Raw genomic sequence first — 24,813 nt, 5'->3', positions numbered from 1 at the left:
CACCATGTCCCACCACGACATTCATGCTCACCGCATCCTGATCCTGGATTTCGGCTCCCAGTACACCCAGCTGATTGCACGGCGGGTACGTGAAATCGGCGTCTACTGTGAAATCCATGCCTGGGATATGGACGAAGCGGCCATCCGCGCCTTCGCCCCCAAGGGTGTGGTGCTCGCCGGTGGCCCGGAGTCGGTGCCGGAAGCCGGCAGCCCGCGGGCGCCGCAGGTGGTCTTCGAGTTGGGCGTGCCGGTACTCGGCATCTGCTACGGCATGCAGACCATGGCGGCCCAGCTGGGTGGGGCCGTGCAGGGTTCCGAAGAGCGTGAATTCGGTTATGCGCGGGTTGACCTGGTCGGCAAGAGCCGCTTCCTCGATGGCATCGAAGACGCGGTCTCGGACCACGGCGTGCTCAGCCTGGACGTATGGATGAGCCATGGCGACAAGGTCGTCGACCTGCCTGAAGGCTTCCAGGTGCTCGCCAGCACCCCGAGCTGCGCCATCGCCGCCATGGGCGACGATGCCCGCCAGTTCTACGGCGTGCAGTTCCACCCGGAAGTGACCCACACCAAGCAGGGGCTGCGCATCCTGTCCCGTTTCATTCTCGATTTGTGCGGCTGTGAAGCTTTGTGGACCCCGGCCAATATCGTCGAGGACGCCATCGCCAATGTCCGCGCCCAGGTGGGTGATGCCAAGGTCCTGCTCGGCCTGTCCGGCGGGGTCGACTCGTCAGTGGTTGCCGCGCTGCTGCATCGGGCCATCGGTGACCAGCTGACCTGCGTATTCGTCGACAACGGCCTGTTGCGCCTGCACGAAGGCGAGCAGGTAATGGCCATGTTCGCCGAGAACATGGGGGTGAAGGTAATCCGCGCCAACGCCGAGGAGAAATTCCTCTCCCGTCTGCTGGGGGTTACCGACCCCGAAGCCAAGCGCAAGGTCATCGGCCGCACCTTCATCGAGGTCTTCGATGAAGAGGCCACCAAGCTGCAGGACGTCAAGTTCCTGGCCCAGGGCACCATCTACCCCGACGTGATCGAATCCGCTGGTGCCAAGACTGGCAAGGCCCACGTGATCAAGTCGCACCACAACGTCGGCGGCCTGCCCGAGGACATGGCCTTTGAATTGGTCGAGCCGCTGCGCGAGCTGTTCAAGGACGAAGTGCGCAAGATCGGCCTGGAGCTGGGCTTGCCTTACGACATGGTCTACCGCCACCCGTTCCCCGGCCCGGGCCTGGGCGTGCGGATCCTCGCCGAAGTGCGCAAGGAGTACGCCGATATCCTGCGCCGCGCCGACCATATCTTCATCGAAGAACTGCGCAAGGCCGACCTGTACCACAAGACCAGCCAGGCGTTTGCCGTCTTCCTGCCGGTCAAGTCGGTTGGTGTGGTGGGTGACGCTCGCCGCTACGAATGGGTCATCGCCCTGCGGGCAGTGGAAACCATCGACTTCATGACCGCTCGTTGGGCGCACCTGCCCTATGAGTTCCTGGAAACGGTGTCGAACCGGATCATCAATGAAATCAGCGGTGTGTCACGGGTCACCTACGACATTTCCAGCAAACCGCCGGCCACTATCGAGTGGGAGTAAACCGATGAATAACAGCGAAAAGATCTATTCCGGCAAGACCAAGGACCTGTACGCCCTGGACAATGGCAATATCCTGCTAGTGTTCAAGGACGATGTGACCGGTGCGGACGGAGTCATCGACCCGGGCGCCAATACCGTGATCGGCCAGGTAGAAGGCAAGGGGCGCAAGTCCCTGGCGATGACCGACTACTTCTTTGCGCGCCTGCATGCCGCCGACATCCCCACCCACATGGTGGAGGTTGATCTGGCGCAGGGCACCATGGAAGTGCGTCGTGCCGAGCCCCTGGGCAAGGATATCAGCGGCAAGGGTGGCCTCGAATTCATCTGCCGCACCCGGCCCTGGGGAAGTTTCCAGCGCCGTTACCAAAATTACATCGGTGAAACTACGGGTAATCTCGACTACCTCGTCGAGATTACCATCAAGGACGACGAGCGCGGTGATCCGCTCATCAACGACGACACCATCGTTGCCCTCGGTCTCCTTAGTCAACAGCAACTCGATCAGGCCAAGGATCTCACCCGTCAGGTGTGCCGTATCGTCGAGTCAGATCTGGCTGACAAGGGCCTTGGCCTGATCGACATGAAGATCGAAATCGGCTTCGTCGACGGCGAGGTCGTGGTCATCGACGAGGTCTCGGCAGATGCGATGCGGGTCATGGACGGCGAAGGCAAAGTGATGGAGCACGGGACGCTGTACGAAAAGCTGATCCGCTAGGGTGCTGGGGCACAGCTGACAGCATCAATCCCACAAAGCCCGCAGTCCAAAGATGCGGGCTTTTTTTATGTTGTTTTGGCACTGCATTACAACGAAGGCATCCCAAGAAAGTGTGAGTTCATAGCTAAGGAAAAAGTTCTCTCGGCCGATACCCTCTAGTTGACAGTGGAATTAGCCGCAGCACCTGGATCCCTATGCCTAATAATGCCTCCCCCGTTATCCATATTGCCGCCAGGTGCCACTCGAGTGTGGCCCTGATGCGTGCTTCATTGCGGAGGTTTTCGCTGCTCTTGGCAGGCGTATTTCTACTAGCCACCTGTTTGCTTCTCTATGTGTCATATCGCCTAGAGGAGGCTGAAGAAGTGAAAAGCCTTTTCTACATAAAGAAAGCCATGGAGGCGATAGAAGACTCCGCAGGTTCGACGGTAAAGGATTACGCCTTCTGGGGCGATGCATATATACACCTGCACAGGGAGGTGGACACTGACTGGGCATTTGTTCGTCAGAATGCAGGCCCGACGCTGTACGCGGATTTCGGCTTTCAAGGTGTATTTGTGGTCGATGGCGCAGATCGAACCGTTTACTCGGTAATCAGGGGTGAGCTCGAATCAGTCGAGATCGCCGACTGGTTGGGGCAGCCCATCGACGGGGTTGTCGATCAGGCCCGTGCAGCTGCTGAGTATGAAACGTCTGTGACCACTGTCATGAACGTCGATGGCATGCCAGCCGTGATCGCGGCCGCCGCATTGACGCCCGGTACCGATCCGACAGTAGAAACAGATGAAGGCCCTGAATCGGTGATCATCTTTATAAACGTATTGGACGGCGACGAACTGGAAGCGATCGGCGCCGACTATGGCATCAGGAAACTGCGGGTCCTAGCCCCTAACGAAGTACGTTCCGCAGCGATATTGCCGATAGGCGAAAACGGTTCTGCCGGCACATTGCACTGGGATTCGGAAAATCCTGGCAAACGATTGTTGAGTGTCATGTTGCCGATGATAGGTATGGCTGCGCTGATAGTTTTGCTGATGACCTGGGTTTTGTTGCGCCGCACGACCCTCGCAGCCCGGGCGCTTGATCTTAGCCATACATCATTGCGAAACAGCCAGGCGGCTCTGGCGACCAGTGAGCAGCGTTTCCGCGATGTTGCCGAAGCGAGTTCGGATTGGATATGGGAAGTTGATGCCCAGGGCCGTTTCACCTATCTGTCCGAGCGATTCCAGGAGGTCACAGGCCACTCCAGAGATGCCAGGATCGGTACTGGCATAGATGAGCTGCTGCGCACTGAAACCGGAACCTTGTCCCAGTGGCTCAGAATGCCCAAACATCGCCCCGGCATCAGTACCCAGTGCAGTTACATAGACCATAAAGGTCAGACTCGAATCACCCGCCTCACAGCCCGAGATATGGATGGTAAGGGGTTTCGCGGCACGGCAAGCGATGTCACGGATGAAGTCGAAGCCCGGCGACGCATAGATTACCTTTCGCAGCATGACGCATTGACTGGCCTGCCAAATAGGACGCGCCTGCAGGCCTTCCTTGATGGCAAGCTCAAGGCTGCCCCCACGCAGGACAGCCCCCTGGTCATGCTCTGCCTGGATCTGGACCGCTTCAAGCCGGTCAATGACCTGCTCGGTCATGCTGCCGGCGATCAAGTGCTCAACGAGGTGTCCGGACGCCTCGCCGAATGCCTGCGAAACGGGGATCTGGTGGCGAGGGTCGGCGGGGATGAGTTCGTGCTGATCCTTACTGATGTCAGTTCTCAGGACGAGGTCGAAGCGCTATGCGGCCGCCTGATCAAGTCCATCGAGCAGCCGGTAGTGATGGACGAACAGGAGGTGTTTGTCAGTGCCAGCATCGGGATCGCGATGGCGCCCACGGATGCACGGGAGGCCACCGAACTGCTGCGTTATGCGGATATAGCATTGTATGAAGCCAAGGCTGCCGGGCGTGCTACCTGGCGTTTCTATGCAGGCGATATGAATGTCAGAATTATCGAGCGTCGCCAGTTGGAAAATGATCTGCGCTACGCCATCAAAGTTGGCGAACTGCGATTGCATTTTCAGCCGCGAATCCGCATCGCAGATGGCGTGATGATGGGCGCCGAAGCGCTCGTGCGCTGGCGGCACCCCGAACGTGGACTGATTCCACCTGACACCTTCATACCTATCGCCGAGGAAGCCGGGTTGATCGCGCCGCTGAGCGATTGGGTGCTTCACACGGCTTGCAGCAGCGCCAAGCGTTGGCCGGAAGGTGTGTTTGTATCAGTCAACCTGTCATCCGTGGAGTTCCAGCGGGGGGATGTGGTCAAGCGCGTCCAGAATGTCCTTCGCGAAACCGGATTTGATCCGGCCCGGCTGGAGTTGGAACTGACTGAAAGCGTCATGCTCGAAGACGCCACAGGGGCGCTTGATGTCATGCGCGCGCTCAAGGAGTTGGGCGTTCGGCTAACCATGGATGATTTTGGCACTGGCTATTCTTCGCTCGGTTATCTGCGCTCATTCCCGTTCGATGGCCTCAAAATAGACCGTAGCTTCGTCAACGGTTTGGCCGAGAATGAAGATGACAAATCGATCATTCAGGCGATTGTCGGGCTTGGGCGTGCCTTGTCCTTGACCGTCACGGCAGAAGGCATTGAAACCGCTGAGCAGTTGGAGCTGCTCAAAGCGGTACATTGCGACGAAGGCCAAGGGTATTTCCTGAGTCGACCGCTGGATGCCGAAGGATTTGATGCATTGATGGCGAGCAGGAAGCTGGGAGAACAGGATCCCGTGATCAAATTTTTCTGAGTGCCCTGCGGTTCGGCAGCCTACCAAGCGCCGGTCCCATTATCGGGATCTTGGGAGACATCCGCTTCCAGGCACCACCAAAGCCCGCCCTTAATAGCGGTTCTCAATGGCTTAACCCACCTGCTCCGCCCTCATGGCCTGGGCGATCAGCTCGAAGGAGCGCAGGCGCTTAGCCGGATCAAAGATATCCGAGACGATCATCAACTCGTCTGCAGCGGTGTCCTCGATCAGTTTGAGCAGGCCGCGGCGTACCGTCTCGGGGCCGCCGACGACGCTGCAGCTGAGCATCTGTCCGGCCTGGGCTTTTTCCTGGGGTGACCAGTAGGTCTCGATGTCCTCGATCGGCGGCTGCATCAGGCTGCGAGCGCCGCGGAACAGATCGGCAAAGGACATCTGCTGCGACGTCGCCAGATAGCGCGCCTCCTCGTCGGTCTCGGCGGCAATCACGTTCACTCCCACCAGTGCGTACGGCTTGTCCTGCTGCGGGGAGGGCTTGAAGTTGGTGCGGTAGACATTGAGCGCCTGGTGCAATGCCTGGGGCGCAAAGTGCGAGGCAAAGCCGTAGGGCAGCCCCAGCGCGGCGGCCAATTGGGCGCCGAACAGGCTGGAGCCGAGAATCCACAGGGGGACTTCGGTCCCGGCGCCAGGCACGGCCTCGATCCGTTGCCCCGAGCCTTTGGGGCCCAGGAATGCCTGCAGCTCGAGTACGTCTTGGGGAAAGTTATCCGCCGCGGCCGGGTCCCGGCGCAGCGCGCGCAGGGTCATCTGGTCGGTGCCCGGGGCGCGGCCGAGACCGAGATCGATGCGGCCGGGAAACAGGGTTTCCAGTGTGCCGAACTGTTCGGCGATCACGTAAGGCGCGTGGTTGGGCAGCATGATGCCCCCGGCGCCGACGCGAATGAGGCTGGTGCCCGCGGCCAGGTGGGCAATAACGATGGAGGTGGCTGCGGTGGTGACGCCCGGCATGTTGTGATGCTCTGCCACCCAGATCCGGCGATAGCCTGCCTGTTCTGCGTGCTGCGCCAGGGTGCGGGCCTCATTGAGTGCGGTACGTGCGTCGGAACCCTGGCGTACGCGCCCCAGTTCTAGGATGGACAATGGGATCATGGGCACTACCTCGGCAATTGGCCGCCTGTCATGCAGACAGCCTGGATGTGTTTTCTGGCCGCTACGGCGCGCTGTGTTTGCGTCCCATCGGCAGGGGAGGGGCTGGTTGCCGTAACGGGCGGGCCCCGACGGATAATCTCCAGCGAGCCCGCAGCGGAATCTTTCAAGTAGTTGGAATGTAGAGATGAACGCAGCCAAGATCAAGGTCGGGCCGAGGGCCGTGGTCTGCTGTCGGGCGGTTATGCGGCTTAACGGGGCACCGGTCAGCGGGCGAGCAAGGCCTGGGGCGCGTCCCGGCGGGCTGGCCGGGCGGACGCGCGTCGGGTAACCTGCCTGCCTTTTCGATGTGGATGTCGCTGCGCATGACTCAATTACTTGCCTCCCTCTGGCCGCTGTTTGCCCTGATCCTGGGTGGTTATGTCATGCGCAGAATGGGCTTTCCCAGCCGGGAGTTCTGGCCCGGGGCCGAGCGGCTGAACTACTTCGTGCTGTTTCCGGCGCTGCTGTTCAGCAGCCTGGCGACTGCGCCCTTGAACAACCCGGCGCTGGCACCGGTAGCGCTGTGCGTCGCCATAATGCTAGGTGGCGCCTGGCTTGGCCTGCTGCTGGTGCGTTGGCAGCGCGGTTGGCCGGCGGCGCGGTTCGGGGTGTTCGTGCAGAGTACCCTGCGTTTCAATACCTATATTGGCCTCGCCACCGTGGGTGCGCTGTTTGGCAGTGAGGGGCTGACGTTGATGGCGCTGCTGCTGGCGATCACCGTGCCAGCGGTCAATATCCTGTCGGTGCATGCATTGACCGCGGGTGGCCAGGTTACCCGGCGCGCCCAGCTGCTCATCCTGCTGAAGAACCCGCTGATTCTTTCCTGCCTGTTGGGTGTGCTGGCCAATCTGTCGGGCCTGCGGTTGGGCGGTGGGGTGGACAATCTGCTGGCGCTGGTGGCGGCGTCCAGTCTGCCCCTGGGCTTGCTCTGTGTAGGCGCTGCCTTGCAGCCCCAGGGGCTGCGCGGTGAAACGCCGGCGCTGCTGGGCAGTAGCCTGGTGCGGCTGGTGCTGATGCCCGCGGCGGCCTGGCTGGTGGTCAGCCTGCTGGGGCTGCCACCGATGGAGAGCGTCATCCTGATCCTGTTCTTCGCGCTGCCCTGCGCGCCCACCGCCTATGTGCTGGCGCGCCAGTACGGTGGCGATGCCCATCTGATGGCCGGCAGTATCACCCTACAGACGCTATTGGCGATGCTGGTGCTGCCGGCGCTCCTGCTGCTGGTCCTGTAACCGGGGCGGTTACTCCGGCACCGCCAGTTCCTGGGGGATGACCGCCACCTGTTGGGCGGTCCATGCTACCAATTCCCTGGCGAGCGCTTCGCTGGCCTGGCCATAGGCGGCCACCACGCCGTCGATCTGGGTGTTGTCCACCGGCTGTTCCACCTGGAAATGGCGACTCAGGTAGATGCGCCGGCTTTCCGGATTGACCAGTCGGGCATCCAGCTCGATAACGACTCGGGAGGTGCCATCGAGATCGAGATTGAAGCGGCGCAGGTTGGTGTCCAGGTGGACGTCCGCATGCAGCGCATGCTCGTCGGTGGTTACGCTGCTCAGGGCGCCGGAGCGCTGCAGCGACACCGCCAGGTACTCACGCAGGAGCTGCGGGCTGGGATCGCTCCAGCGTACGCCCTTGTAGCTCTGCACCCGGTCATCGGCGGTGACGACGATGATGCGCGGCCCACTGAAGGCATAGCCCGCCTGCGGGGTGTTGACCCGCAAGGACAGGGGCGCGCGCTGGTCGACGCGTGCAGAGGCCGGTGGCGGCGTCGGGAACTGGTAGACGCTGAGGGCTTCCGATTCCGGCAATATCGTGCAGGCACCCAGGCCCAGCAAGGCGGTGAGCAGTGCAGCGGATGTGAGGGGGCGGATCATGGCTGATATTCCTCGAAGGTGTCACGGCCCAGCAGGAAGCGTGCGGGGTTGTCTTCCAGGCGGCGGGTGATCGAGCGCAGCCCATTGAGGCTGCCGCGCAGTTCGCTGATGGCCGGTTCCAGCTGACCGAGGCCTTGGATGCCGCTGGTGAAGGCTTCGGCGTTGTCCGTCAGCATGTTTTCCAGGGTTTCGCTGGCGCGGGCGATGGAGGCGAAGGTTTCCTCGGCACTCTCCAGCGTCTGGCTGCCCTGGTCATTGACCAGGGTGTTGATGCTGCCCATCAGCTCGGTGGCCTGCTGGCTGGCCAGGGTCAGTTCGTTGACCAGCGCCTTCACGTCATCGCCCTGGCTGGACAGGCTGCCAGCCGCGGTTTCGATGGACTCCAGGGTGCTGGCGATGCGGTCGGCATTCTCATCGGAGAGCAGCTTGCGGGCGTTGATCACCAGTTGATTGATGTTGGTCATCAGGTCTTCGCCGTTGGCCAGCAGGCTCGAGAGCGGGGAGGGCACGGCGTGGATGAGCGGCGCCTCGCCGTCGATGCTTTCCAGGGGCGGGCTCTTGGGGTCGCCCGGCACCAGCTCGATCACAGAGTTACCGGTAATGCCGGTAAAGGTCAGCCTGGCCTTGGTGTCCTGGGTGACCGGCGCGGTATCGCTCAGGCGCACCCGCGCCAATACCCGACCCGGGTCGTTCGGGTCCAGGGTCAGCTCGCTGATATCGCCTACCGGGATGCCGCTGTACTGCACGGCGCTGCCGCGGGACAGACCGGTGACCGTTTCACGGAAAACCACCGTGTAGTACCGGTAGTCCTTGCTGGTGCTGGCATTGCTGATCCAGATGGCGAAGAAGATCGCACCGGCGCCCGCAAGCAGGGTGAACAGTCCGATCATGACGTGGTGAGCACGCGTTTCCATTAGAGCTCCGGCTGATGGCTGTGAGACTGGGATTGGCTGGCGGCGGCCGCGGTAGCGGCGCGCCCGCGGGGGCCGTGAAAGTAGTCCTGGATCCATTCGTTATCGGTGGCGGCAACGCGCTCCAGGGTGTCGGCCACCAGGACGCGCTTGTCCGCCAGGACAGCCACCCGGTCGCAGATGGCGTACAGGGTATCCAGGTCATGGGTGACCAGGAACACGCTCAGCCCGAGGGCATCGCGCAGGGTGAGGATCAGTTGATCGAAGGCGGCGGCACCGATCGGGTCGAGCCCGGCGGTGGGTTCGTCGAGAAACAGGATGTCGGGGTCCAGTGCCAGGGCGCGGGCCAGAGCGGCGCGCTTGACCATGCCGCCGGACAGCTCGGAAGGAAACTTGTCGCCGGCGCCCGGCGGCAGCCCGGCCAGGGCCAGCTTCATGCAGGCCAGGTGCTCGGCATCGTCCCGGCTGAGCCCGGCATGCTCGATCAGCGGCAGGGCGACGTTTTCGGTCACTGTCAGCGAGGAAAACAGCGCCCCTTTCTGAAACAACACGCCAAAGCGGCGTTCGATCAGGGAGCGCTGTTGTTCATCCAGCTGCTGGAGGTCTTCGCCAAATACCTGCACGCTGCCTGCGTTGGGCCGGCGCAGGCCGACAATGGAGCGCAGCAGCACCGACTTGCCGGTCCCCGAGCCGCCCACCACACCGAGAATCTCGCCCGGATGGATATCCAGGTCGAGGTCGTCATGCACGGTCTGGGAGCCGAAGCGATTGACCAGGCCGCGTATTTCCACCAGGGGCTTTTGCGTCTCGGTCACCAGTCCATCTCCATGAAGAACAGCGCCGCCAGGGCGTCCATGAGAATGACCACGAAGATCGACTGCACCACGCTGGAGGTGGTGTGCTCACCGACCGACTCGGCACTGCCGCTGACCTTGAAGCCTTCCATGCAGCCAATGATAGCGATCAGGAAGGCGAACAGCGGGGCCTTGGCCATGCCTAGATAGAAGTGCTGCACCGCCACGTTCTGCTGCAGGATGCTGAGGAACATGGTCGGCGAAATATCCAGCGCCAGGGAGCAGACCACCGCGCCCCCGAGCAGCCCCGACAGCATGCCGATGAAGGTCAGGATTGGCAGCGAGATCATCATCGCGATGACGCGCGGGATGACCAGGATCTGCAGCGGGTTCAGCCCGAGGGTGCGGATCGCGTCAATCTCCTCATTGGCCTTCATCGAACCGATCTGCGCGGTGAAGGCGCTGGCGGTGCGTCCGGCCATGAGGATGGCCGTCAGCAGCACGGCGAATTCCCGCAGGAAGGAGAAGGCGATCAGGTCGACGGTGTAGATGGTGGCGCCAAAGTCCGCCAGCACCGTGGCGCCAAGGAAGGCGATGACTGCCCCGACCATGAAGGTGAGCAGGGCAACAATGCCAACGGCATTGAGCGCAATCTGTTCGATCTGCGCGACCACCGAGGTCACCCGCCAGGTGCCGGGGCGCACCAGGCTGCTCACCAGGCCAGCCAGCGTCAGGCCGATGAAGCCCAGCAGGTGGACTACATGGCTATAGAAACTGAGGGTGCCTTTGCCGATATTGCCCAGCAGCTCAAACAGCGCACCGTGGCTCGGCGGGCGCTCATTCTTGCCCTGCAGGCTATCCGCGATCCGCCGCAGCAGGATCCGCCGCTCTTCCGGCAGGCCGCCACCTTCGTCGGTCAGGGATTGGATGCGCTCGCTGCCGAGCAGTTCAGTAAGCAACTGGCCGCCGGCGGTGTCCAGGCGACCGAGCTGACTGAGGTCGGGCTCCCGGGTTTCGCCTTCCTTGCGCAGCTGGCCTACCAGTTGGCGCAGCTCGGTGTAGTGCTCCAGGATCCAGTCGCCCTGGATGACCAGGAGGTCCGGGTTGTCCCCGGATCTAACCACAAAGCGGTTTTCTGCGTCAGGCATGAAGGAGTCCGTTTGGCGCCGCCGGTCTGGCCGGGGCGACCGGTATTATTATCTGCGTTTCACACCGAATTCTTCGGAAAGCATGCCGGGGCCTTCGTCCGATTTGGTGGCGTAGTCGCGGGGCGGCTCGAGGGTGTCGAATACCGGCTCGATGCGCTCGCGGGAGGAGACCGGGTCGCTATCCTGCTCCAGCGCCGCCAGCAGGCGTTGCCGGGTCATGTCGTCGGGCGCCAGTTCCACCGCGGCCTGGCCCAGGTGCTCCTGGATATCCTGATAGCTGCGGTTAAGCCGGGAAACCAGGCTGGCAGTGGTGTTGAAATGGCTGGCGACTTCCTGCTGGTACTCTTCAAAGCGCAGCTGCAGGCTTTCCAGTTGGGCTTGGGTCCCTGAGGACGGTCGGCCGCTGATTCGCGGGGCCAGACGGGCTACAATGATGCCCGCGATGAAGCCCACAGCCAGGGCGATAACTATTGCAATCCACAGGTTTTCGCTTGTTTCCACCTTGGGTCCCTCATTGAACTGAAACGTGCGGCGCCAACGCGCTGCTTGGGTCTGCTGCTACGGTAACGGCATTTGGCAAACAAGGCTAGGGTCAACAAGACCTTAGCCATCAGCTGTAGTGTAGGTTATGCGACGCGGGTGCGAATACAGTGGTCACGGAGAATTCGAATGAAGCGCAATACTGAAGAGAAATTATCGATCGATGGGCCAGCCGGTACGCTGGAGCTGCTGGTCACCCGGGCTGAGTCATCACGAGCGGTGGCGGTCATCTGCCACCCCCATCCGCTGCACGGCGGGACCATGCACAACAAGGTGGTGTCCACCCTGATGCGCGCCGCGCGGGACCTGGGGGCCAGCACGGTGCGCTTCAATTTTCGCGGCGTGGGCGACAGCGCTGGCGAGCATGCTGACGGCATCGGTGAGACTGAGGACTGCAAGGCGGTGATCGCCTGGGCTGCGCAGGAGTTCAGCGGTCAGCAGCTGTGGCTCATGGGGTTCTCCTTCGGGGGCTATGTGGCTGCCGCGGCAGCCCGGGAGCAGGCCAACTGGCCGCAGCGGTTACTGCTGGTGGCGCCGTCGGTTGAGCGCATGCCCTTTGCCGAGCTGCTGCCGCTGCCGGGGCCGACCACGGTATTGATGGGGGAGGCCGACGAGGTCGTCGCCCCGGCGGCGGTCTTCGAGCTCCTGGACGGGCAGGAGGGTGTCGAGGTGGTCCGTTTTGCCGATACCAGCCATTTCTTCCATGGCAAGCTGGTGGAGCTGAAGGCCGCGGCGGAGCAGGCCCTGGGCTAAGGCGCGATTGCCAAGAGGCGGCGTGGCGGGTAGAGTACCGACCCCCTGTTTTTACTGGACCCCAGCATGACGCCTCTTGAACGCTATCAGGCGGACCTCAAGCGTCCGGACTTCTTTCACGACCCCGCCCAGGAAAACGCCGTTCGGCATCTGCAGCGCCTGTACGACGAGATTCTCGAAGCGGGGCCGCCGCGCAGCGTCGGTCTGTTCGGCAAGTTTCGGCCCAAGCGCAGCCTGCCGGTCAAGGGGTTGTATTTCTGGGGTGGCGTCGGTCGGGGCAAGACCTACCTGGTCGACACCTTCTTCGACGCCCTGCCGATCAAGCGCAAGATGCGTACCCACTTCCACCGCTTCATGCAGCGGGTGCATCAGGAGCTGCGCGAGCTCAAGGGCGAGAAGAACCCGTTGAAGCTGATTGCCCGCAAGTTCGCCCATGAGGCGCGGGTCATCTGCTTCGACGAATTCTTCGTCACCGATATTACCGATGCGATGATCCTCGGCACCCTCATGGAGGAGCTGTTCGAACACGGGGTGATCCTGGTCGCGACCTCCAACATAGTGCCGGACGGGCTCTACAAGGACGGCCTGCAACGCGCCCGCTTCCTGCCCGCCATCGCGTTGCTCAAGGAGCACACCGAGGTGGTCAATGTCGATAACGGCGTGGACTACCGGTTGCGCGCGCTGGAGCAGGCCGACCTCTACCACTGGCCGTTGGGGCCCGAGGCCGATGCCAGCCTGCAGCGCAGTTTCGACAGTCTGGTGCTGGAGCCTGAGCATGTGCAGCATGGCGCCGAGCTGACCATTGAGAACCGTACCGTCAAGGCCGTGCGGATGTACGAGAACGTCGCCTGGTTCGAGTTCCGTGAGCTCTGTGACGGGCCGCGCAGCCAGAACGACTATATCGCCCTGGGCAAGATCTTCCAGGCAGTGCTGATCGCCAACGTGGAACAGATGAATGTGGCCAAGGACGATATGGCGCGGCGCTTCATCAACCTGGTGGACGAGTTCTATGACCGCAACGTCAAGCTGATCGTGTCCGCCGAAGTGCCGCTCAAGGATCTGTATGCCGGTGGGCGCCTGGAGTTCGAATTCCAGCGCACCCTCAGCCGGTTGCTGGAAATGCAGTCCCACGACTTTCTGGCGCGGCCGCACAAGCCGTAAGCGGGAATCAGAGGAAGGAACAGAAGGGCAGCCGTGGGCTGCCCTTCTGCGTTGTGCTGTCAGGGTGCCGGGTTCGGCTGGCAGCGGTGAATCTCCTCGATGCTTTCCAGGATCTTGTCGGTAAGGCCCATGTTGATGCTGCTGAGGTTACGGCTGAGCTGATCCATGTTGGTCGCGCCGATGATGTTGCTGGTCACGAAGGGCTGTCGGGTGACGAAGGCCAGCGCCATCTGGGCCGGGTCTATGCCGTGATCCCGGGCCAGCTGTACGTAGCGGGCGCAGGCCTTCTGGGCCTGGGGGTTGGTGTAGCGGCTGAAGCGGCTGAACAGCGTCAGGCGGGCCTTTTCCGGCCACAGGCCGTTGAGGTACTTGCCGGTCAGGGTGCCGAAGGCCAGGGGAGAGTAGGCCAGCAGGCCGACCTGCTCACGAATGGACATCTCTGCCATGCCCACTTCATAACTGCGGTTGAGCAGATTGTAGGGGTTCTGCACCGATACGATCCGCGGCCAGCCGCGGGCTTCGGCCAGTTGCAGGAAGCGGCTGACGCCCCAGGGTGTTTCGTTCGACAGGCCGATATGGCGGACCTTGCCCGCGCGCACCAACGCGTCCAGTACTTCCAGAGTGTCCTCGATCGGCGTGATCTGCTCTTCCATGTCGTGCTGGTAGCCCAGCTTGCCAAAGAAGTTGGTATTGCGATCGGGCCAGTGCAGTTGGTAGAGATCCAGGTAGTCGGTCTGCAGGCGTTGCAGGCTGGCTTCCAGGGCGGCGTGGATGTGCTCGCGGTTGAAGCGGGTAAGGCCGCCGCGGATATGGTGCATGTCGCGGCTGGGGCCGGCGATCTTGCTGGCCAGAATCCAGTTGTCGCGCTCGCCCCGCTCGCGCAGGTAATTGCCGACGATGGTCTCGGTAGCGCCGTAGGTCTCGCCGCGGGGCGGCACCGGGTACATCTCGGCGCAGTCAATGAAGTTGACGCCAGCGTCCCGCGCCCGGTCGATCTGGGCAAAGGCATCGCGCTGGGTATTCTGTTCGCCCCAGGTCATGGTGCCCAGACACAGGGCGCTGACTTTCAGGGGGCTGGTGCCGAGAGGGCGATATAGCATGGGGTGGCTCCCGAGGAAGAATTGAACAGCCATTATTGGTCATCAGGCCGGGATTGTCAGACAATGTCTGGCACGCGGGGCGGGGCGCCAAATAAGGGTTGTAATTTTCTACCACGTTGGCATAATGCCCGCCACTTTCGACAGGATGCCTAGCCTGTCGTTGTTGTTACACCGCAGATGCCACCCAGACCCACAGAGCCCCCACTGAGTGTCTGTCTAGGCTTTGTTGGCTTGTAAAAACACATATCATTCTGTAAGATTCGCCCTCTTCATATTAAGAGCGGCCTCTGAGGCTAGGATTTAATGAAAACCTTCAGCGCCAAACCGGAAACAGTCAAACGCGACTGGTACGTAGTAGATGCCACTGGTCTGACCCTTGGTCGTCTGGCTACCGAGATTGCTTCCCGCCTGCGCGGCAAGCACAAGCCCGAATACACCCCGCACGTGGATACCGGCGACTACATCGTTGTCGTTAACGCCGAGAAAATCCATGTGACTGGCAACAAGGCACAGGACAAGATCTACTACAGCCACTCCGGTTTCCCGGGCGGTATCAAGTCGATCAACTTTGAAAAGCTCAATCTGCGTGCTCCTGAGCGTATCATCGAGATGGCTGTCAAGGGCATGCTGCCCAAGAATCCTCTGGGTCGTGCGATGTATCGCAAGATGAAGGTGTACAAAGGTGCAGCTCATCCGCATGCCGCTCAGCAACCCCAAGACCTCAAGATCTAACAGGAGCTCACTATGTCGGTGACACAAAACTACGGCACTGGCCGCCGTAAAACCGCCACCGCTCGGGTGTTCCTGCGTCCGGGTACTGGCAATATCTCCATCAACAACCGCAGCATCGAAACCTTCTTCGGTCGTGAAACTGCCCGCATGGTAGTGCGTCAGCCCCTCGAGCTGACTGAAAGCACCGAAAAGTTCGATGTCTACGTTACCGTTCAGGGTGGTGGTATTTCCGGTCAGGCCGGCGCCATCCGTCACGGTATCACCCGTGCCCTGATGGATTACGACGAGACTCTGCGCAGCGAGCTGCGTAAAGCCGGTTTCGTAACCCGCGATGCGCGTGAAGTTGAACGTAAGAAAGTGGGTCTGCGTAAAGCGCGTAAGCGTCCGCAATACTCCAAGCGCTAAGCCTTTCAGGCTCGGCCTTAAAGCGCCCGGTTTCCTTCGCAGGAACCCGGGCGTTTTTGCATCTGCGACAAGGTGTCGCGTAAATGGAGCCCTATCCGAAGCGCCCGTCACGCCTCGCTTGAGGTAAACTTCGCGGATGCCTGGTTAATGGAGATCGCCTTGTCACGGTGGGGCTTTTTCATTACCATCTGTTTCATTTTGTGCAGGCAGTTAAAAACTTGAAAAGGCCTTGTTTCAAGGGCTGAATTAGCTGATGGGAGACGACTGGATGAGTAATGACGGCGTAAATAACGGCCGGCGTCGCTTCCTGGTGGCAGCCACGAGTGTGGTGGGTGCTGCTGGTGTAGTGGGGGTTGCTGTGCCCTTTGTGGGGTCATGGTTCCCGAGCGCAAGAGCCAAGGCGGCAGGTGCGCCGGTTAAGGTGAATATCAGCAAGATCGAGCCGGGTCAGCAGATCGTTGCTGAATGGCGCGGTCAGCCGATCTTCATCTCGCGTAGAACGCCGGAAGCCCTGGCGCTGCTGGATGAAACGGATGGCATCGTAGCCGACCCCAACTCCGAGTCGTCTGATCAGCCGGAATATGTGGATGGCAAGACCCGGGCCATCAAGCCCGAGATCCTGGTCGTGCTGGGTATCTGTACCCACCTGGGTTGCTCGCCGCTGTTCAAGCCGCAAGTGGGTGCTGCGGATATGGGTGCCGACTGGAAAGGGGGTTACTTCTGCCCCTGTCATGGTTCGTACTACGACATGTCCGGCCGTGTGTTCAAGAGCATGCCGGCTCCGCTGAACCTCCCCGTACCACCGCATACCTACGAGTCCGATGACGTCATCATCATCGGCGTGGATCAGGAGACAGCCTGATGAGCAAACTGCTTAACTGGGTCAACGAACGTATGGCCGTCACTCAGGTATGGGAAGACCACCTGAGCAAGTACTACGCACCGAAGAACTTCAACTTCTTCTACTTCTTCGGCTCGCTCGCGCTGCTGGTCCTGGTCAACCAGATCATCACCGGCATCTGGCTGACCATGAGCTACGAGCCGTCCGGCGCGGGCGCCTTCGCCTCCATCGAATACATCATGCGTGATGTGGAATACGGCTGGCTGCTGCGCTACCTGCACTCCACCGGCGCCTCGGCGTTCTTCGTGGTGGTGTACCTGCACATGCTACGCGGCATCATGTACGGTTCCTACCGCAAGCCCCGCGAGCTGGTGTGGACCTTCGGCATGCTGATCTACCTGGCGCTGATGGCGGAAGCCTTCATGGGCTACCTGCTGCCCTGGGGCCAGATGTCGTACTGGGGCGCTCAGGTGATCATCTCGCTGTTCGGTGCTATCCCGTTCATTGGTCCGGACCTGGCCCAGTGGGTGCGTGGTGACTACCTGATCTCCGGGATTACCCTGAACCGTTTCTTCGCCCTGCACGTGATTGCGGTGCCGATCGTCCTGCTGGGTCTGGTCGTGCTGCATATCATTGCGCTGCATGAAGTGGGTTCGAACAACCCCGACGGCATCGAGATCAAGAAGCTGAAAGATGAAAACGGCATCCCGCTCGACGGCATCCCGTTCCATCCCTACTACACCGTCAAGGACATCGTCGGTGTGGTGGTCTTCCTGTTCGTGTTCTGCGCCGTGGTGTTCTTCTTCCCGGAAATGGGCGGTTACTTCCTGGAAAAGCCGAACTTCGAAATCTCCAACCCGTTGAAGACACCTGACCACATCGCGCCGGTCTGGTACTTCACACCCTTCTACGCCATCCTGCGTGCCGTGCCGGCCATCGGCGGCTCTGCATTCCCCGGGGTACTGGCAATGGGTGCCGCAATCGCCGTGTTGTTCGTGCTGCCCTGGCTCGACCGTAGTCCGGTCAAGTCCATTCGTTACAAGGGCTGGCTGAGCAAGCTGTGGCTGGTGATCTTCTGTGTGAGCTTCGTCGTCCTGGGTGTGCTGGGTGCCATTCCCGCAACACCGGGTCGTACCTTGCTGTCGCAGGTGTGCACCGTTCTGTATTTTGCCTTCTTCATCCTGATGCCGTTCTACACCCGTATGGAGAAGACCAAACCGGTTCCGGAGAGGGTTACTGGCTGATGAAAAAACAACTTATTGCTTTGATGTTCGCACTGCTGCCGGGCTTCGCCCTGGCCGCAGGGCCAAGTGTGGAGCTGGACGAGGCCAACATTGACCTGTCGGACAAGGCTTCCCTGCAGGATGGTGCACGCACCTTCGTCAACTACTGCATGGGCTGTCACTCTGCCCAATACCAGCGTTACGAGCGCGTTGCTACCGACCTGGGTATTCCGGAAGAGCTGATGATGGAAAACCTGGTGTTCACCGACGCACTGTACGGCGAACACATGGAAATCGGCATGCGTCCGGAAGACTCCAAGGTATGGTTCGGGGCAGCGCCGCCGGACCTGACCATGGTTGCCCGGGTGCGTGGCGAGGACTGGCTGTACTCCTACATGCGCGGCTTCTACGAAGACCCGTCCCGTCCCTTGGGCTGGAACAACACCGTCTTCGAGAACGTCGGTATGCCGCACGTGCTGGCCGAGCTGCAGGGCAACGTGGTCAAGGGTTGCAAGCCCATGCCGGTAGAGGAAAACGGCAAGGTCGTGCGTGACACCCTGACCGGTGAGCCAATGCTGGAAGAGCAGTGTGACGTGCTGGTGGTAGAAGAAGGTACCGGTACCCAGACTGCTGAAGAGTACGATACAACGGTCCGCAACCTGGTCGCCTTCCTCAGCTACTCGGCTGATCCGATCAAGGAAACCCGTCATCGTATCGGCGTCTATGTGCTGCTGTACCTGGCCATCCTGTTCGTCTTCGCTTACCTGCTGAAGCGCGAATACTGGAGAGACGTGCACTGATTCCGCAGCGTCCGGAGTAAATACACGCGCCCCCTTTGGGGCGCGTTGTTGTTTCTGGGGTATAATGCTCGCTTTCGATAAAGGCCTGTCCCGCGTTGCACGACGCTGGACGTCCGCAGGCGCTTTACCGTAATCCGCCACAGGATGAGGGTTGATATATGAGTGTTACCGCCAACAAGCGTTCTTCGATGGCTTTCTTTTCCGATCCGACCGACCAGTACTGTCATCGGGTGCGCATTGTGCTGGCAGAAAAGGGTGTAACCGTCGACATCGTCAATGTCGAGCCGGATAACCACCCCCAGGAGCTGGCGGAGGCCAACCCCTACAATACCGTACCTACCTTGCTCGACCGGGATCTCGTGCTCTATGAGCCGAACATCATGATGGAATATCTCGACGAGCGTTTTCCCCATCCGCCGCTGCTACCGGTCTACCCCGTCGCCCGCGCCAACAGCCGCCTGCTGATGTACCGCATCCAGCGTGACTGGAGCGTGCTGGTGGATATCCTGAACAACCCGAAAAGCCCCGCCGCGGCCGTCACCAAGGCGCGCAAGGAGCTGCGGGAAAGCCTGGTGGGTGTCGCCCCGGTCTTTGCTGAAATGCCGTTCTTCATGAGCGATGAATTCAGTCTGGTGGATTGCTGCCTGGCCCCCATCCTCTGGCGTCTGCCCAAGCTGGGCATCGAGCTGCCGCGTCAGGCCAAGCCGCTGCAGGACTACATGGATCGCATCTTCCAGCGCGAGGGTTTCATCGGTAGCCTGTCCGCCGCTGAACGGGACATGCAGTAACCCGCCATTTATCTTTCCGCACAGGAGTGAGCATGATGCAGATGAGCTCAAGCCGGCCGTATCTGATCCGGGCATTGTATGAATGGATGCTGGATAACGACAGCACCCCCTACGTGCTGGTCAATGCCGACTACCCGGGCACTACGGTGCCGGAAGGGTTCGTTGAAGGTGGCCAGATAGTGCTGAACCTGTCGCCCAGTGCGATCCGGCACCTGGACATGGACAATGAGCGGATCTGCTTCGACGGTCGTTTTGGCGGTGTCGCCCAGCAGGTCTGGTTGCCGATCGGCGCGGTCATGGCGATCTATGCCCGGGAGAACGGTCAGGGCATGGTGTTCGAGATTGAAACCGAAACGCCTCCGCCCCAGGACACTGATCCGACTGATGAGCCACCCAAGCCCACTGGCCGGCCGGCGCTCAAAGTCGTGAAGTAACCTCCAGCGCACCAAGCAAAACGGCGACTCCCGAGAGGGCGTCGCCGTTTTTTGTCCGCAGCTCTTATTCGTCGGCTAATGATCAGTCGATATATTCGAACAGTTTGACGATGCGCTGGACGCCGCCGACCTGCTGTACCGCAGCGACTGCCGCATTGGCTTCGGCATGGGTGACCAGACCCATCAGGTAGACCGCACCGGCTTCGGTGACGATCTTGATGCGGCGCCCCGGAATGCTGCTGTCGGCCAGCATGCGCGTCTTGCTGCTGGAGGTGATCAGGGCGTCGTTGTTGCGTGCCAGCAAGGACAGCTTAGGTCCCACGGTCAGCTCGTTATGCACGACCTTGACCCGCTGCACCTGCTTGACCGCATTGGCGGCCACATCGCGCAGCTCGGCACGCGGCACCTGGCCGGTCAGCAGCACCACACCGTTGAAGCTGACCACGTCGTAGCGGGCCTGGCTCTCGAGGTCCGGGTGGGCCTTGGCGATGTTGACGCTGGCCTTGGTCTCGATTAGTTGATCATCGATGGTGCTGCCCAGGGTGCGGGTGCCGTAATTGTGGTCGATCGGCTGTTCACGGGTGGCGGTCATTACGCCGCTGCAACCGGTGAGCGTCACTACCAGCAGGATGGCGGTCAGGCGGATCATTCTTCACTCCCGAACAGTTGCCGGTCGATCAGATCGCACAGGCAGTGGATCGCCAGCAGGTGGACTTCCTGGATGCGGGCAGTGGAGCGAGCCGGTACGCGGATCTCGACGTCCTCTGGCAGCAGCAGGGATGCCATGCCGCCGCCATCGCGGCCGGTCAGGGCGACCACCAGCATGTCACGGTCATGGGCGGCCTGGATCGCCTGGAGCACGTTGCCGGAGTTGCCGCTGGTAGAGATGGCCAGCAGCACGTCGCCGGGTTGGCCCAGGGCGCGGATCTGCTTGGAGAACACTTCGTCGTAGCTGTAGTCGTTGGCGATCGAGGTGATGGTGGAGCTGTCGGTCGTCAGGGCGATGGCCGGCAGGCTCGGGCGCTCGCGCTCGAAGCGGTTCAGCAGTTCCGAGGAGAAATGCTGGGCATCGCCGGCCGAGCCGCCATTGCCACAGGTAAGGATCTTGCGCTCGCTCAGCAGGCAGCTGACCATCAGCTGGCTGGCCTGTTCGATGCTGGGTCCCAGCACCTCCATGGCGCGGGTCTTGGTTTCAATGCTGTCGGTGAACAGCTGTTTGATACGGTGTTGCATGTCCATAAGAAGAACTCGCTAGCAGGTGAAGGCTTCTCGGATCCATCGGTATGAGGTTGGGTCCGCTGGATCGCCGGTAGCCGCGACAACGTCGAAGCGACAGGGCTGGTTGGCCAGATGGGGGTGGGTCAGGAGATAGTGATGGGCGGCGGCAATCAGGCGTTTCTGTTTGCGCCAGTCCACGGTCTCCACCGCATCGCCCCACTGGTTTCGTCGCCGGTAGCGCACTTCCACGAATACTACTGTATCCACATCGCGCATGACCAGATCCAGCTCGCCCTGTTTGCAACGGTAGTTGCGGGCGAGCAGGCGCAGTCCGGCGCTGATCAAGAGCCGCTCGCTGGCGCGTTCGGCCTGATTGCCGGTGCGCTGCTTGTCGGTCAGTCGATCCATTGCAAGGGTGGGGGCGTCATGGGTTGCAGTTGGCCGTCGACCATTTCACCCCAGGGCAACAAACGGATGATCCGGCCCTGTGGGTCCAGGGACAGGGTGCCGGTGGCGCCGTCGATGCGGGTGTCGGGTTGTTCCTGCATCTGCAGCAGGCGGCTGAAGATGCGCTGGGCATCCACCCCCATGGCGTACAGCCGGCCCATGGGCCCGGCAGCGGTGGGCCAGCTGTCGGTCACGCTCTGGTACAGCGGATCGGAGCGGTTCAACAGCCAGGGGATCTCGGCGATCATCAGGCCGTCGATATCGGGGTTGGGCTCGCCGTTGAGTGACAGGCGGTAGGTACGCGACGTGGCGTAGACCGGCAGGTCGCCGGCGTACTGGAATACCAGGGTCGGCTTGATCTGCCGCGCCTGCAGCGGGTCGGCTGCGAGGAACAGGGCGTGCAGGTCAGGGCGGGGCGCCGGGCTGGTCGAGGGCGCGGCCGCTGGAGTGTCGGATAACTCGTCCGCTGCGGGCTGGGTGCGTTCGCGCACCTGCAGCAGGCCGGCGATCTGGCCGGCAATGCGCGCCGGCTCGTCGATGATTTCATAGCCCGCCAGGGTGCCGCCCAGCTCCTGCCACTGTGCGGTGAAGGCGCTCGCCGAGCGCTGGCTCCAGTCGTCATTGTTGGCCAGGATCGCCATCTGCCGGTGGCCGTCTTCCCAGGCCTGGATGGCCGCGGAACGGGCTTCATGCTCCGGTGCCAGACCGAACTGGAACAGCCCTGGCGGCGGCGCCGTGTTGCTGTCGGCATAGTTCAGCGCCAGGGTCGGCAGCGGCAGTTGGGGCAGGCCGGCCAGTGCGGCGACCTGCTGGCGGTCCAGCGGGCCGACGACCCACTGCACGCCATCGGCCTGAGCCTGTTGATAGAACTGGGTCAGGTCGGCATAGGCGCCACTGTCATACAAGCTGATCCGCGGCTGGCTGAGGCCTTCGCTATGGGCGTGGTACTGGGCAGCCAGAAAGCCGTCACGCAGGGCGTCAGCGGCCGCCGCCAGGCCGCCCGAGAAGGGCAGCAACACGGCGATATGCTGGGGACGCTCGGCATGCAATTCCATCACCCGGCTGATGTCTTCCGGCGGAGTGATGGCGGCGGGGTGACTGGCGTGGCGATCCTGCCATTGCTGCATGGCATGAACCTGCAGGTCCAGGTTGCTGTGGTCGCGAACAATCAGCGCCAGCTCCAGCCAGCCGGCCAGCTCGCCGCTGGCGGCCGTGGACGCTTCGCGCAGTTGCTCGGTGGGCGCCTGATTCAGGCTCTGCCAGATCTGCGTCAGGTTATCCTGCTGCGTCTCGGCCGACAGCAGGTTGTGAATGAAGATGCGCTCCCGGGCGGCATTCAGGTGCTCCCCGGCGGCAGCCATGGTCTCGGCGCGCAGCAACTGGATGTCCAGTTGCGCGTCGGGCGCCAGGCTGTCGAGCTGTTGCAAAGACGGATGACGCAGGGCACGCAATGCGGCAGCGGGTTGACTCAGGGCCAACTCGCTGCGCGCCTGGAGTTCGCTGAAACGCTGTTGTTGATCCAGCGGCAGGTCGCTTTGCGGAATCTGCGCCAGGATGCTGCGTACCTGCTCCGGTTGCTGCCGCTGCCACGCGGTCTGGGCCGCATGCAGCCGCAGCAGGTGGGCTTCGGCGCCGGTCCGGCGTTCGGCCTGACGGAGTATCTCTTCGATCGGAGTATCAGTGGTGGTGGGCAGCTCCGACAATTGACGGGGCGTCGAGGAGCAGCCGGCGATCAGCGAGGCCAACAGCAGGCCGGCAAGCGGCAGGCGATTCATGCGGAGCATCAGGCAGGTTACCTTGGTGGCGCGTGAGTGATGTGCTGCATTGTAACCAAGGGGCGTGCTCGCCGCCATGCGCCCCGCCGGGTCCTGTACAATAAGCGCCAAACTCGTCACAGGATTCGTTATGGCTGCCTCTACCGGTACCTTGTATGTCGTCGCCACTCCGATTGGCAATCTGCAGGACATGACGCCCCGCGCCCTCGAGGTGCTCAAGGCGGTGAGCCTGATCGCGGCGGAAGACACCCGGCACAGCGGGCGGTTGCTGCAGCACTTCGGTATCCAGACGCCGACCACGGCCTGCCATGACCATAACGAGCGGGGCAAGAGCCAGCAGCTGGTCGAGCGGCTGCTGGCCGGCGAGGACCTGGCGCTGATCTCCGATGCCGGTACGCCGCTGATCTCCGACCCGGGCTATCATCTGGTGCGCCAGGCCCGGGAGGCGGGGGTGCGCATCTGCCCGGTGCCCGGCCCCTGTGCTCTGGTCGCTGCGCTGAGCGCGGCGGGTCTGCCGTCGGACCGCTTCACCTTTGAGGGTTTTCTTCCAGCCAAGGCCCATGGTCGACGCCAGCGCATCCAGGAGTTGAGCGCAGAGCCGCGCACCTGGATGCTCTACGAGGCGCCGCATCGCCTGCTCGAATGTCTGCAGGACATGCTCGAGCTGCTCGGACCGACGCGCCAGGTGGTGCTGGCCCGGGAGCTGACCAAGACCTTCGAGACCATCAAGGGTGCGCCCCTGGCCGAGCTGGTTGAGTGGGTCCGCGCCGATGCCGACCAGCAGCGCGGTGAGTGTGTGTTGATTGTCGAAGGGGCGCCCCAGGTGACCGACGGGGATGCCCTGGATCCGGCTGCGGAGCGCGTGCTGGATATTCTGCTGACCGAGTTGCCGGTCAAGCAGGCCGCGGCCCTGGCGGCGCAGATCACTGGCCTGAAGAAGAATCGCCTGTATCAACTGGCCCTGGAAAAGACCGCCTGAGCGAGGCGGGGGAATGGTTGTGCCTTTTATCTGGCAGGGCGTGATAATCCCCGTCCTTGAGCGATCTTTGCTTGCTGTCGGGCGGCAACCGGGCTAACCTTGCGCTCAGGAGTTGGCCGGACAGTCGCTGTATCGCTTTGGCGGTATGGAGGAAAGTCCGGGCTCCATAGGGCAGAGTGCCAGGTAACGCCTGGGAGGCGCGAGCCTACGGAAAGTGCAGCAGAGAGTAGACCGCCTAAGCGCGCAAGCGCCGGTAAGGGTGAAAGGGTGCGGTAAGAGCGCACCGCGCGACTGGCAACAGTTCGTGGCATGGTAAACCCCACTCGGAGCAAGACCAAATAGGAACCCGTCGGTGTGGCCCGCACTGGGTTCGGGTAGGTTGCTACAGGCAGTCAGTGATGGCTGTCGCAGAGGAATGACTGTTCTCGACAGAACCCGGCTTACAGGCCAACTCCTGATTTTTTCCGCCTGAAATTTTCCCCGCCGATAAAATGCTTCTTACTTAATGTTGAACATTAAGTTCGAGGAGCATCTTCTTGTTATTGCTCTACTTCTTTTTTATGCGCCGCTCCGGTTAGTTCTTCCCCATTTGCCGTTACCCGCTAACCCCTCGTCACATAAGGCTTTTTCTGTGAATTGGTGGCTTGACGCTGTG

Annotated in this window: 25 protein-coding genes and 1 other RNA gene; 15 read left to right on the top strand and 11 right to left on the bottom strand. The window is 61.8% G+C overall.

The window, feature by feature from the left end; translation table 11 throughout:
• Positions 1 to 4 precede the first annotated feature (4 nt).
• The 3 genes from guaA to VG99_RS04830 all read left to right on the top strand — a co-directional run bounded on the left by guaA (position 5) and on the right by VG99_RS04830 (position 5,092).
• A complete protein-coding gene (gene guaA, locus VG99_RS04840) occupies positions 5 to 1,585 on the top strand; it encodes a glutamine-hydrolyzing GMP synthase (protein ID WP_044498578.1) in 1,581 nt (526 codons plus the stop codon).
• A 4-nt stretch (positions 1,586 to 1,589) separates the two neighbouring features.
• Positions 1,590 to 2,300, top strand: a complete 711-nt coding sequence (locus VG99_RS04835; protein WP_044498577.1) for a phosphoribosylaminoimidazolesuccinocarboxamide synthase — start codon at positions 1,590 to 1,592, stop codon at positions 2,298 to 2,300.
• A 194-nt stretch (positions 2,301 to 2,494) separates the two neighbouring features.
• Positions 2,495 to 5,092: a bifunctional diguanylate cyclase/phosphodiesterase gene (locus VG99_RS04830; protein WP_044498576.1), complete on the top strand. Its 2,598-nt coding sequence runs from the start codon at positions 2,495 to 2,497 to the stop codon at positions 5,090 to 5,092.
• A 111-nt stretch (positions 5,093 to 5,203) separates the two neighbouring features.
• Here VG99_RS04830 and VG99_RS04825 read toward each other — a convergent pair whose 3' ends face one another.
• Entirely contained in the window at positions 5,204 to 6,199 is a 996-nt protein-coding gene (locus VG99_RS04825) for an LLM class flavin-dependent oxidoreductase (RefSeq protein WP_044498575.1), read from the bottom strand.
• 362 nt (positions 6,200 to 6,561) lie between these two features.
• On the opposite strand from VG99_RS04825, the gene VG99_RS04820 reads away from it, so the two are divergent.
• A complete protein-coding gene (locus VG99_RS04820) occupies positions 6,562 to 7,467 on the top strand; it encodes an AEC family transporter (protein WP_044501447.1) in 906 nt (301 codons plus the stop codon).
• A gap of 9 nt (positions 7,468 to 7,476) precedes the next feature.
• Here the strand turns inward: VG99_RS04820 and VG99_RS04815 are convergent, their stop codons facing one another.
• Genes VG99_RS04815 through VG99_RS04795 form a run of 5 tightly spaced genes read right to left on the bottom strand, consistent with a single transcriptional unit; the run spans position 7,477 to position 11,463 of the window.
• Positions 7,477 to 8,109: an ABC-type transport auxiliary lipoprotein family protein gene (locus VG99_RS04815; RefSeq protein ID WP_044498574.1), complete on the bottom strand. Its 633-nt coding sequence runs from the start codon at positions 8,107 to 8,109 to the stop codon at positions 7,477 to 7,479.
• Entirely contained in the window at positions 8,106 to 9,023 is a 918-nt protein-coding gene (locus VG99_RS04810; RefSeq protein ID WP_044498572.1) for an MlaD family protein, read from the bottom strand. Before VG99_RS04810 ends, VG99_RS04815 begins: the two co-directional genes overlap by 4 nt.
• Complete coding sequence (locus VG99_RS04805) at positions 9,023 to 9,835, bottom strand: ABC transporter ATP-binding protein (protein WP_044498571.1); 813 nt, start codon at positions 9,833 to 9,835, stop codon at positions 9,023 to 9,025. The genes VG99_RS04810 and VG99_RS04805 overlap by 1 nt, the downstream gene beginning before the upstream one ends.
• Complete coding sequence (locus tag VG99_RS04800; RefSeq protein WP_044498569.1) at positions 9,832 to 10,962, bottom strand: MlaE family ABC transporter permease; 1,131 nt, start codon at positions 10,960 to 10,962, stop codon at positions 9,832 to 9,834. The genes VG99_RS04805 and VG99_RS04800 overlap by 4 nt, the downstream gene beginning before the upstream one ends.
• Positions 10,963 to 11,010: 48 nt before the next feature.
• Entirely contained in the window at positions 11,011 to 11,463 is a 453-nt protein-coding gene (locus tag VG99_RS04795; protein WP_044498568.1) for a Z-ring associated ZapG family protein, read from the bottom strand.
• Positions 11,464 to 11,631: 168 nt separating this feature from the next.
• Here VG99_RS04795 and VG99_RS04790 point away from each other — a divergent pair, with 168 nt between their 5' ends.
• Together VG99_RS04790 and zapE are read left to right on the top strand one after the other, a co-directional pair.
• The gene (locus tag VG99_RS04790; protein ID WP_044498567.1) at positions 11,632 to 12,255 is read left to right on the top strand and encodes an alpha/beta hydrolase; all 624 of its coding nucleotides are present in this window, start codon (positions 11,632 to 11,634) and stop codon (positions 12,253 to 12,255) included.
• Positions 12,256 to 12,321: 66 nt separating this feature from the next.
• On the top strand, positions 12,322 to 13,416 hold the full coding sequence (zapE, locus tag VG99_RS04785) for a cell division protein ZapE (RefSeq protein WP_044498566.1): 1,095 nt from the start codon (positions 12,322 to 12,324) through the stop codon (positions 13,414 to 13,416).
• A gap of 59 nt (positions 13,417 to 13,475) precedes the next feature.
• On the opposite strand, the gene VG99_RS04780 is transcribed toward zapE, so the two are convergent.
• Positions 13,476 to 14,516: an NADP(H)-dependent aldo-keto reductase gene (locus VG99_RS04780; RefSeq protein WP_044498565.1), complete on the bottom strand. Its 1,041-nt coding sequence runs from the start codon at positions 14,514 to 14,516 to the stop codon at positions 13,476 to 13,478.
• 303 nt (positions 14,517 to 14,819) lie between these two features.
• On the opposite strand from VG99_RS04780, the gene rplM reads away from it, so the two are divergent.
• The 7 genes from rplM to VG99_RS04745 all read left to right on the top strand — a co-directional run bounded on the left by rplM (position 14,820) and on the right by VG99_RS04745 (position 19,739).
• Positions 14,820 to 15,248 (top strand): 50S ribosomal protein L13, encoded by a 429-nt coding sequence (gene rplM, locus VG99_RS04775; RefSeq protein ID WP_044498564.1) that lies wholly within the window; start codon positions 14,820 to 14,822, stop codon positions 15,246 to 15,248.
• A gap of 12 nt (positions 15,249 to 15,260) precedes the next feature.
• On the top strand, positions 15,261 to 15,653 hold the full coding sequence (gene rpsI, locus VG99_RS04770; protein WP_044498563.1) for a 30S ribosomal protein S9: 393 nt from the start codon (positions 15,261 to 15,263) through the stop codon (positions 15,651 to 15,653).
• Positions 15,654 to 15,921: 268 nt separating this feature from the next.
• Entirely contained in the window at positions 15,922 to 16,515 is a 594-nt protein-coding gene (petA, locus tag VG99_RS04765) for a ubiquinol-cytochrome c reductase iron-sulfur subunit (protein ID WP_044498562.1), read from the top strand.
• Positions 16,515 to 17,738: a cytochrome b gene (locus tag VG99_RS04760; protein ID WP_044498561.1), complete on the top strand. Its 1,224-nt coding sequence runs from the start codon at positions 16,515 to 16,517 to the stop codon at positions 17,736 to 17,738. The genes petA and VG99_RS04760 overlap by 1 nt, the downstream gene beginning before the upstream one ends.
• A complete protein-coding gene (locus VG99_RS04755) occupies positions 17,738 to 18,517 on the top strand; it encodes a cytochrome c1 (RefSeq protein WP_044498560.1) in 780 nt (259 codons plus the stop codon). Before VG99_RS04760 ends, VG99_RS04755 begins: the two co-directional genes overlap by 1 nt.
• A gap of 158 nt (positions 18,518 to 18,675) precedes the next feature.
• Positions 18,676 to 19,305 carry a glutathione S-transferase N-terminal domain-containing protein gene (locus tag VG99_RS04750; RefSeq protein ID WP_044498559.1) on the top strand — a complete coding sequence of 210 codons (630 nt, stop codon included), beginning with the start codon at positions 18,676 to 18,678 and terminating at the stop codon, positions 19,303 to 19,305.
• A 41-nt stretch (positions 19,306 to 19,346) separates the two neighbouring features.
• Positions 19,347 to 19,739 (top strand): ClpXP protease specificity-enhancing factor, encoded by a 393-nt coding sequence (locus VG99_RS04745; RefSeq protein ID WP_044501446.1) that lies wholly within the window; start codon positions 19,347 to 19,349, stop codon positions 19,737 to 19,739.
• Positions 19,740 to 19,821: 82 nt separating this feature from the next.
• On the opposite strand, the gene VG99_RS04740 is transcribed toward VG99_RS04745, so the two are convergent.
• The 4 genes from VG99_RS04740 to VG99_RS04725 are packed head-to-tail and all read right to left on the bottom strand — an operon-like array spanning position 19,822 to position 23,188.
• On the bottom strand, positions 19,822 to 20,388 hold the full coding sequence (locus tag VG99_RS04740) for a BON domain-containing protein (protein ID WP_044498558.1): 567 nt from the start codon (positions 20,386 to 20,388) through the stop codon (positions 19,822 to 19,824).
• Entirely contained in the window at positions 20,385 to 20,978 is a 594-nt protein-coding gene (locus tag VG99_RS04735; RefSeq protein ID WP_044498557.1) for a phosphoheptose isomerase, read from the bottom strand. The genes VG99_RS04740 and VG99_RS04735 overlap by 4 nt, the downstream gene beginning before the upstream one ends.
• 12 nt (positions 20,979 to 20,990) lie before the next feature.
• A complete protein-coding gene (locus tag VG99_RS04730) occupies positions 20,991 to 21,356 on the bottom strand; it encodes a YraN family protein (RefSeq protein WP_052508839.1) in 366 nt (121 codons plus the stop codon).
• Positions 21,353 to 23,188 carry a penicillin-binding protein activator gene (locus VG99_RS04725; RefSeq protein WP_044498555.1) on the bottom strand — a complete coding sequence of 612 codons (1,836 nt, stop codon included), beginning with the start codon at positions 23,186 to 23,188 and terminating at the stop codon, positions 21,353 to 21,355. The genes VG99_RS04730 and VG99_RS04725 overlap by 4 nt, the downstream gene beginning before the upstream one ends.
• A gap of 121 nt (positions 23,189 to 23,309) precedes the next feature.
• On the opposite strand from VG99_RS04725, the gene rsmI reads away from it, so the two are divergent.
• Both rsmI and rnpB read left to right on the top strand, forming a co-directional pair.
• Positions 23,310 to 24,158, top strand: coding sequence for a 16S rRNA (cytidine(1402)-2'-O)-methyltransferase (gene rsmI / locus VG99_RS04720; protein WP_076939726.1), 849 nt, complete (start codon positions 23,310 to 23,312; stop codon positions 24,156 to 24,158).
• Positions 24,159 to 24,266: 108 nt separating this feature from the next.
• Positions 24,267 to 24,617, top strand: an RNA gene (gene rnpB, locus VG99_RS15575) — RNase P RNA component class A.
• Positions 24,618 to 24,813 lie beyond the last annotated feature (196 nt).

This window comes from Pseudomonas saudimassiliensis, from assembly GCF_000939975.1.
In the GTDB taxonomy this organism is placed as follows: domain Bacteria; phylum Pseudomonadota; class Gammaproteobacteria; order Pseudomonadales; family Pseudomonadaceae; genus Halopseudomonas; species Halopseudomonas saudimassiliensis.
The sequence above is the reverse complement of the archived record's forward strand: the minus strand, read 5'-3'. Positions and strand labels throughout refer to the sequence as shown.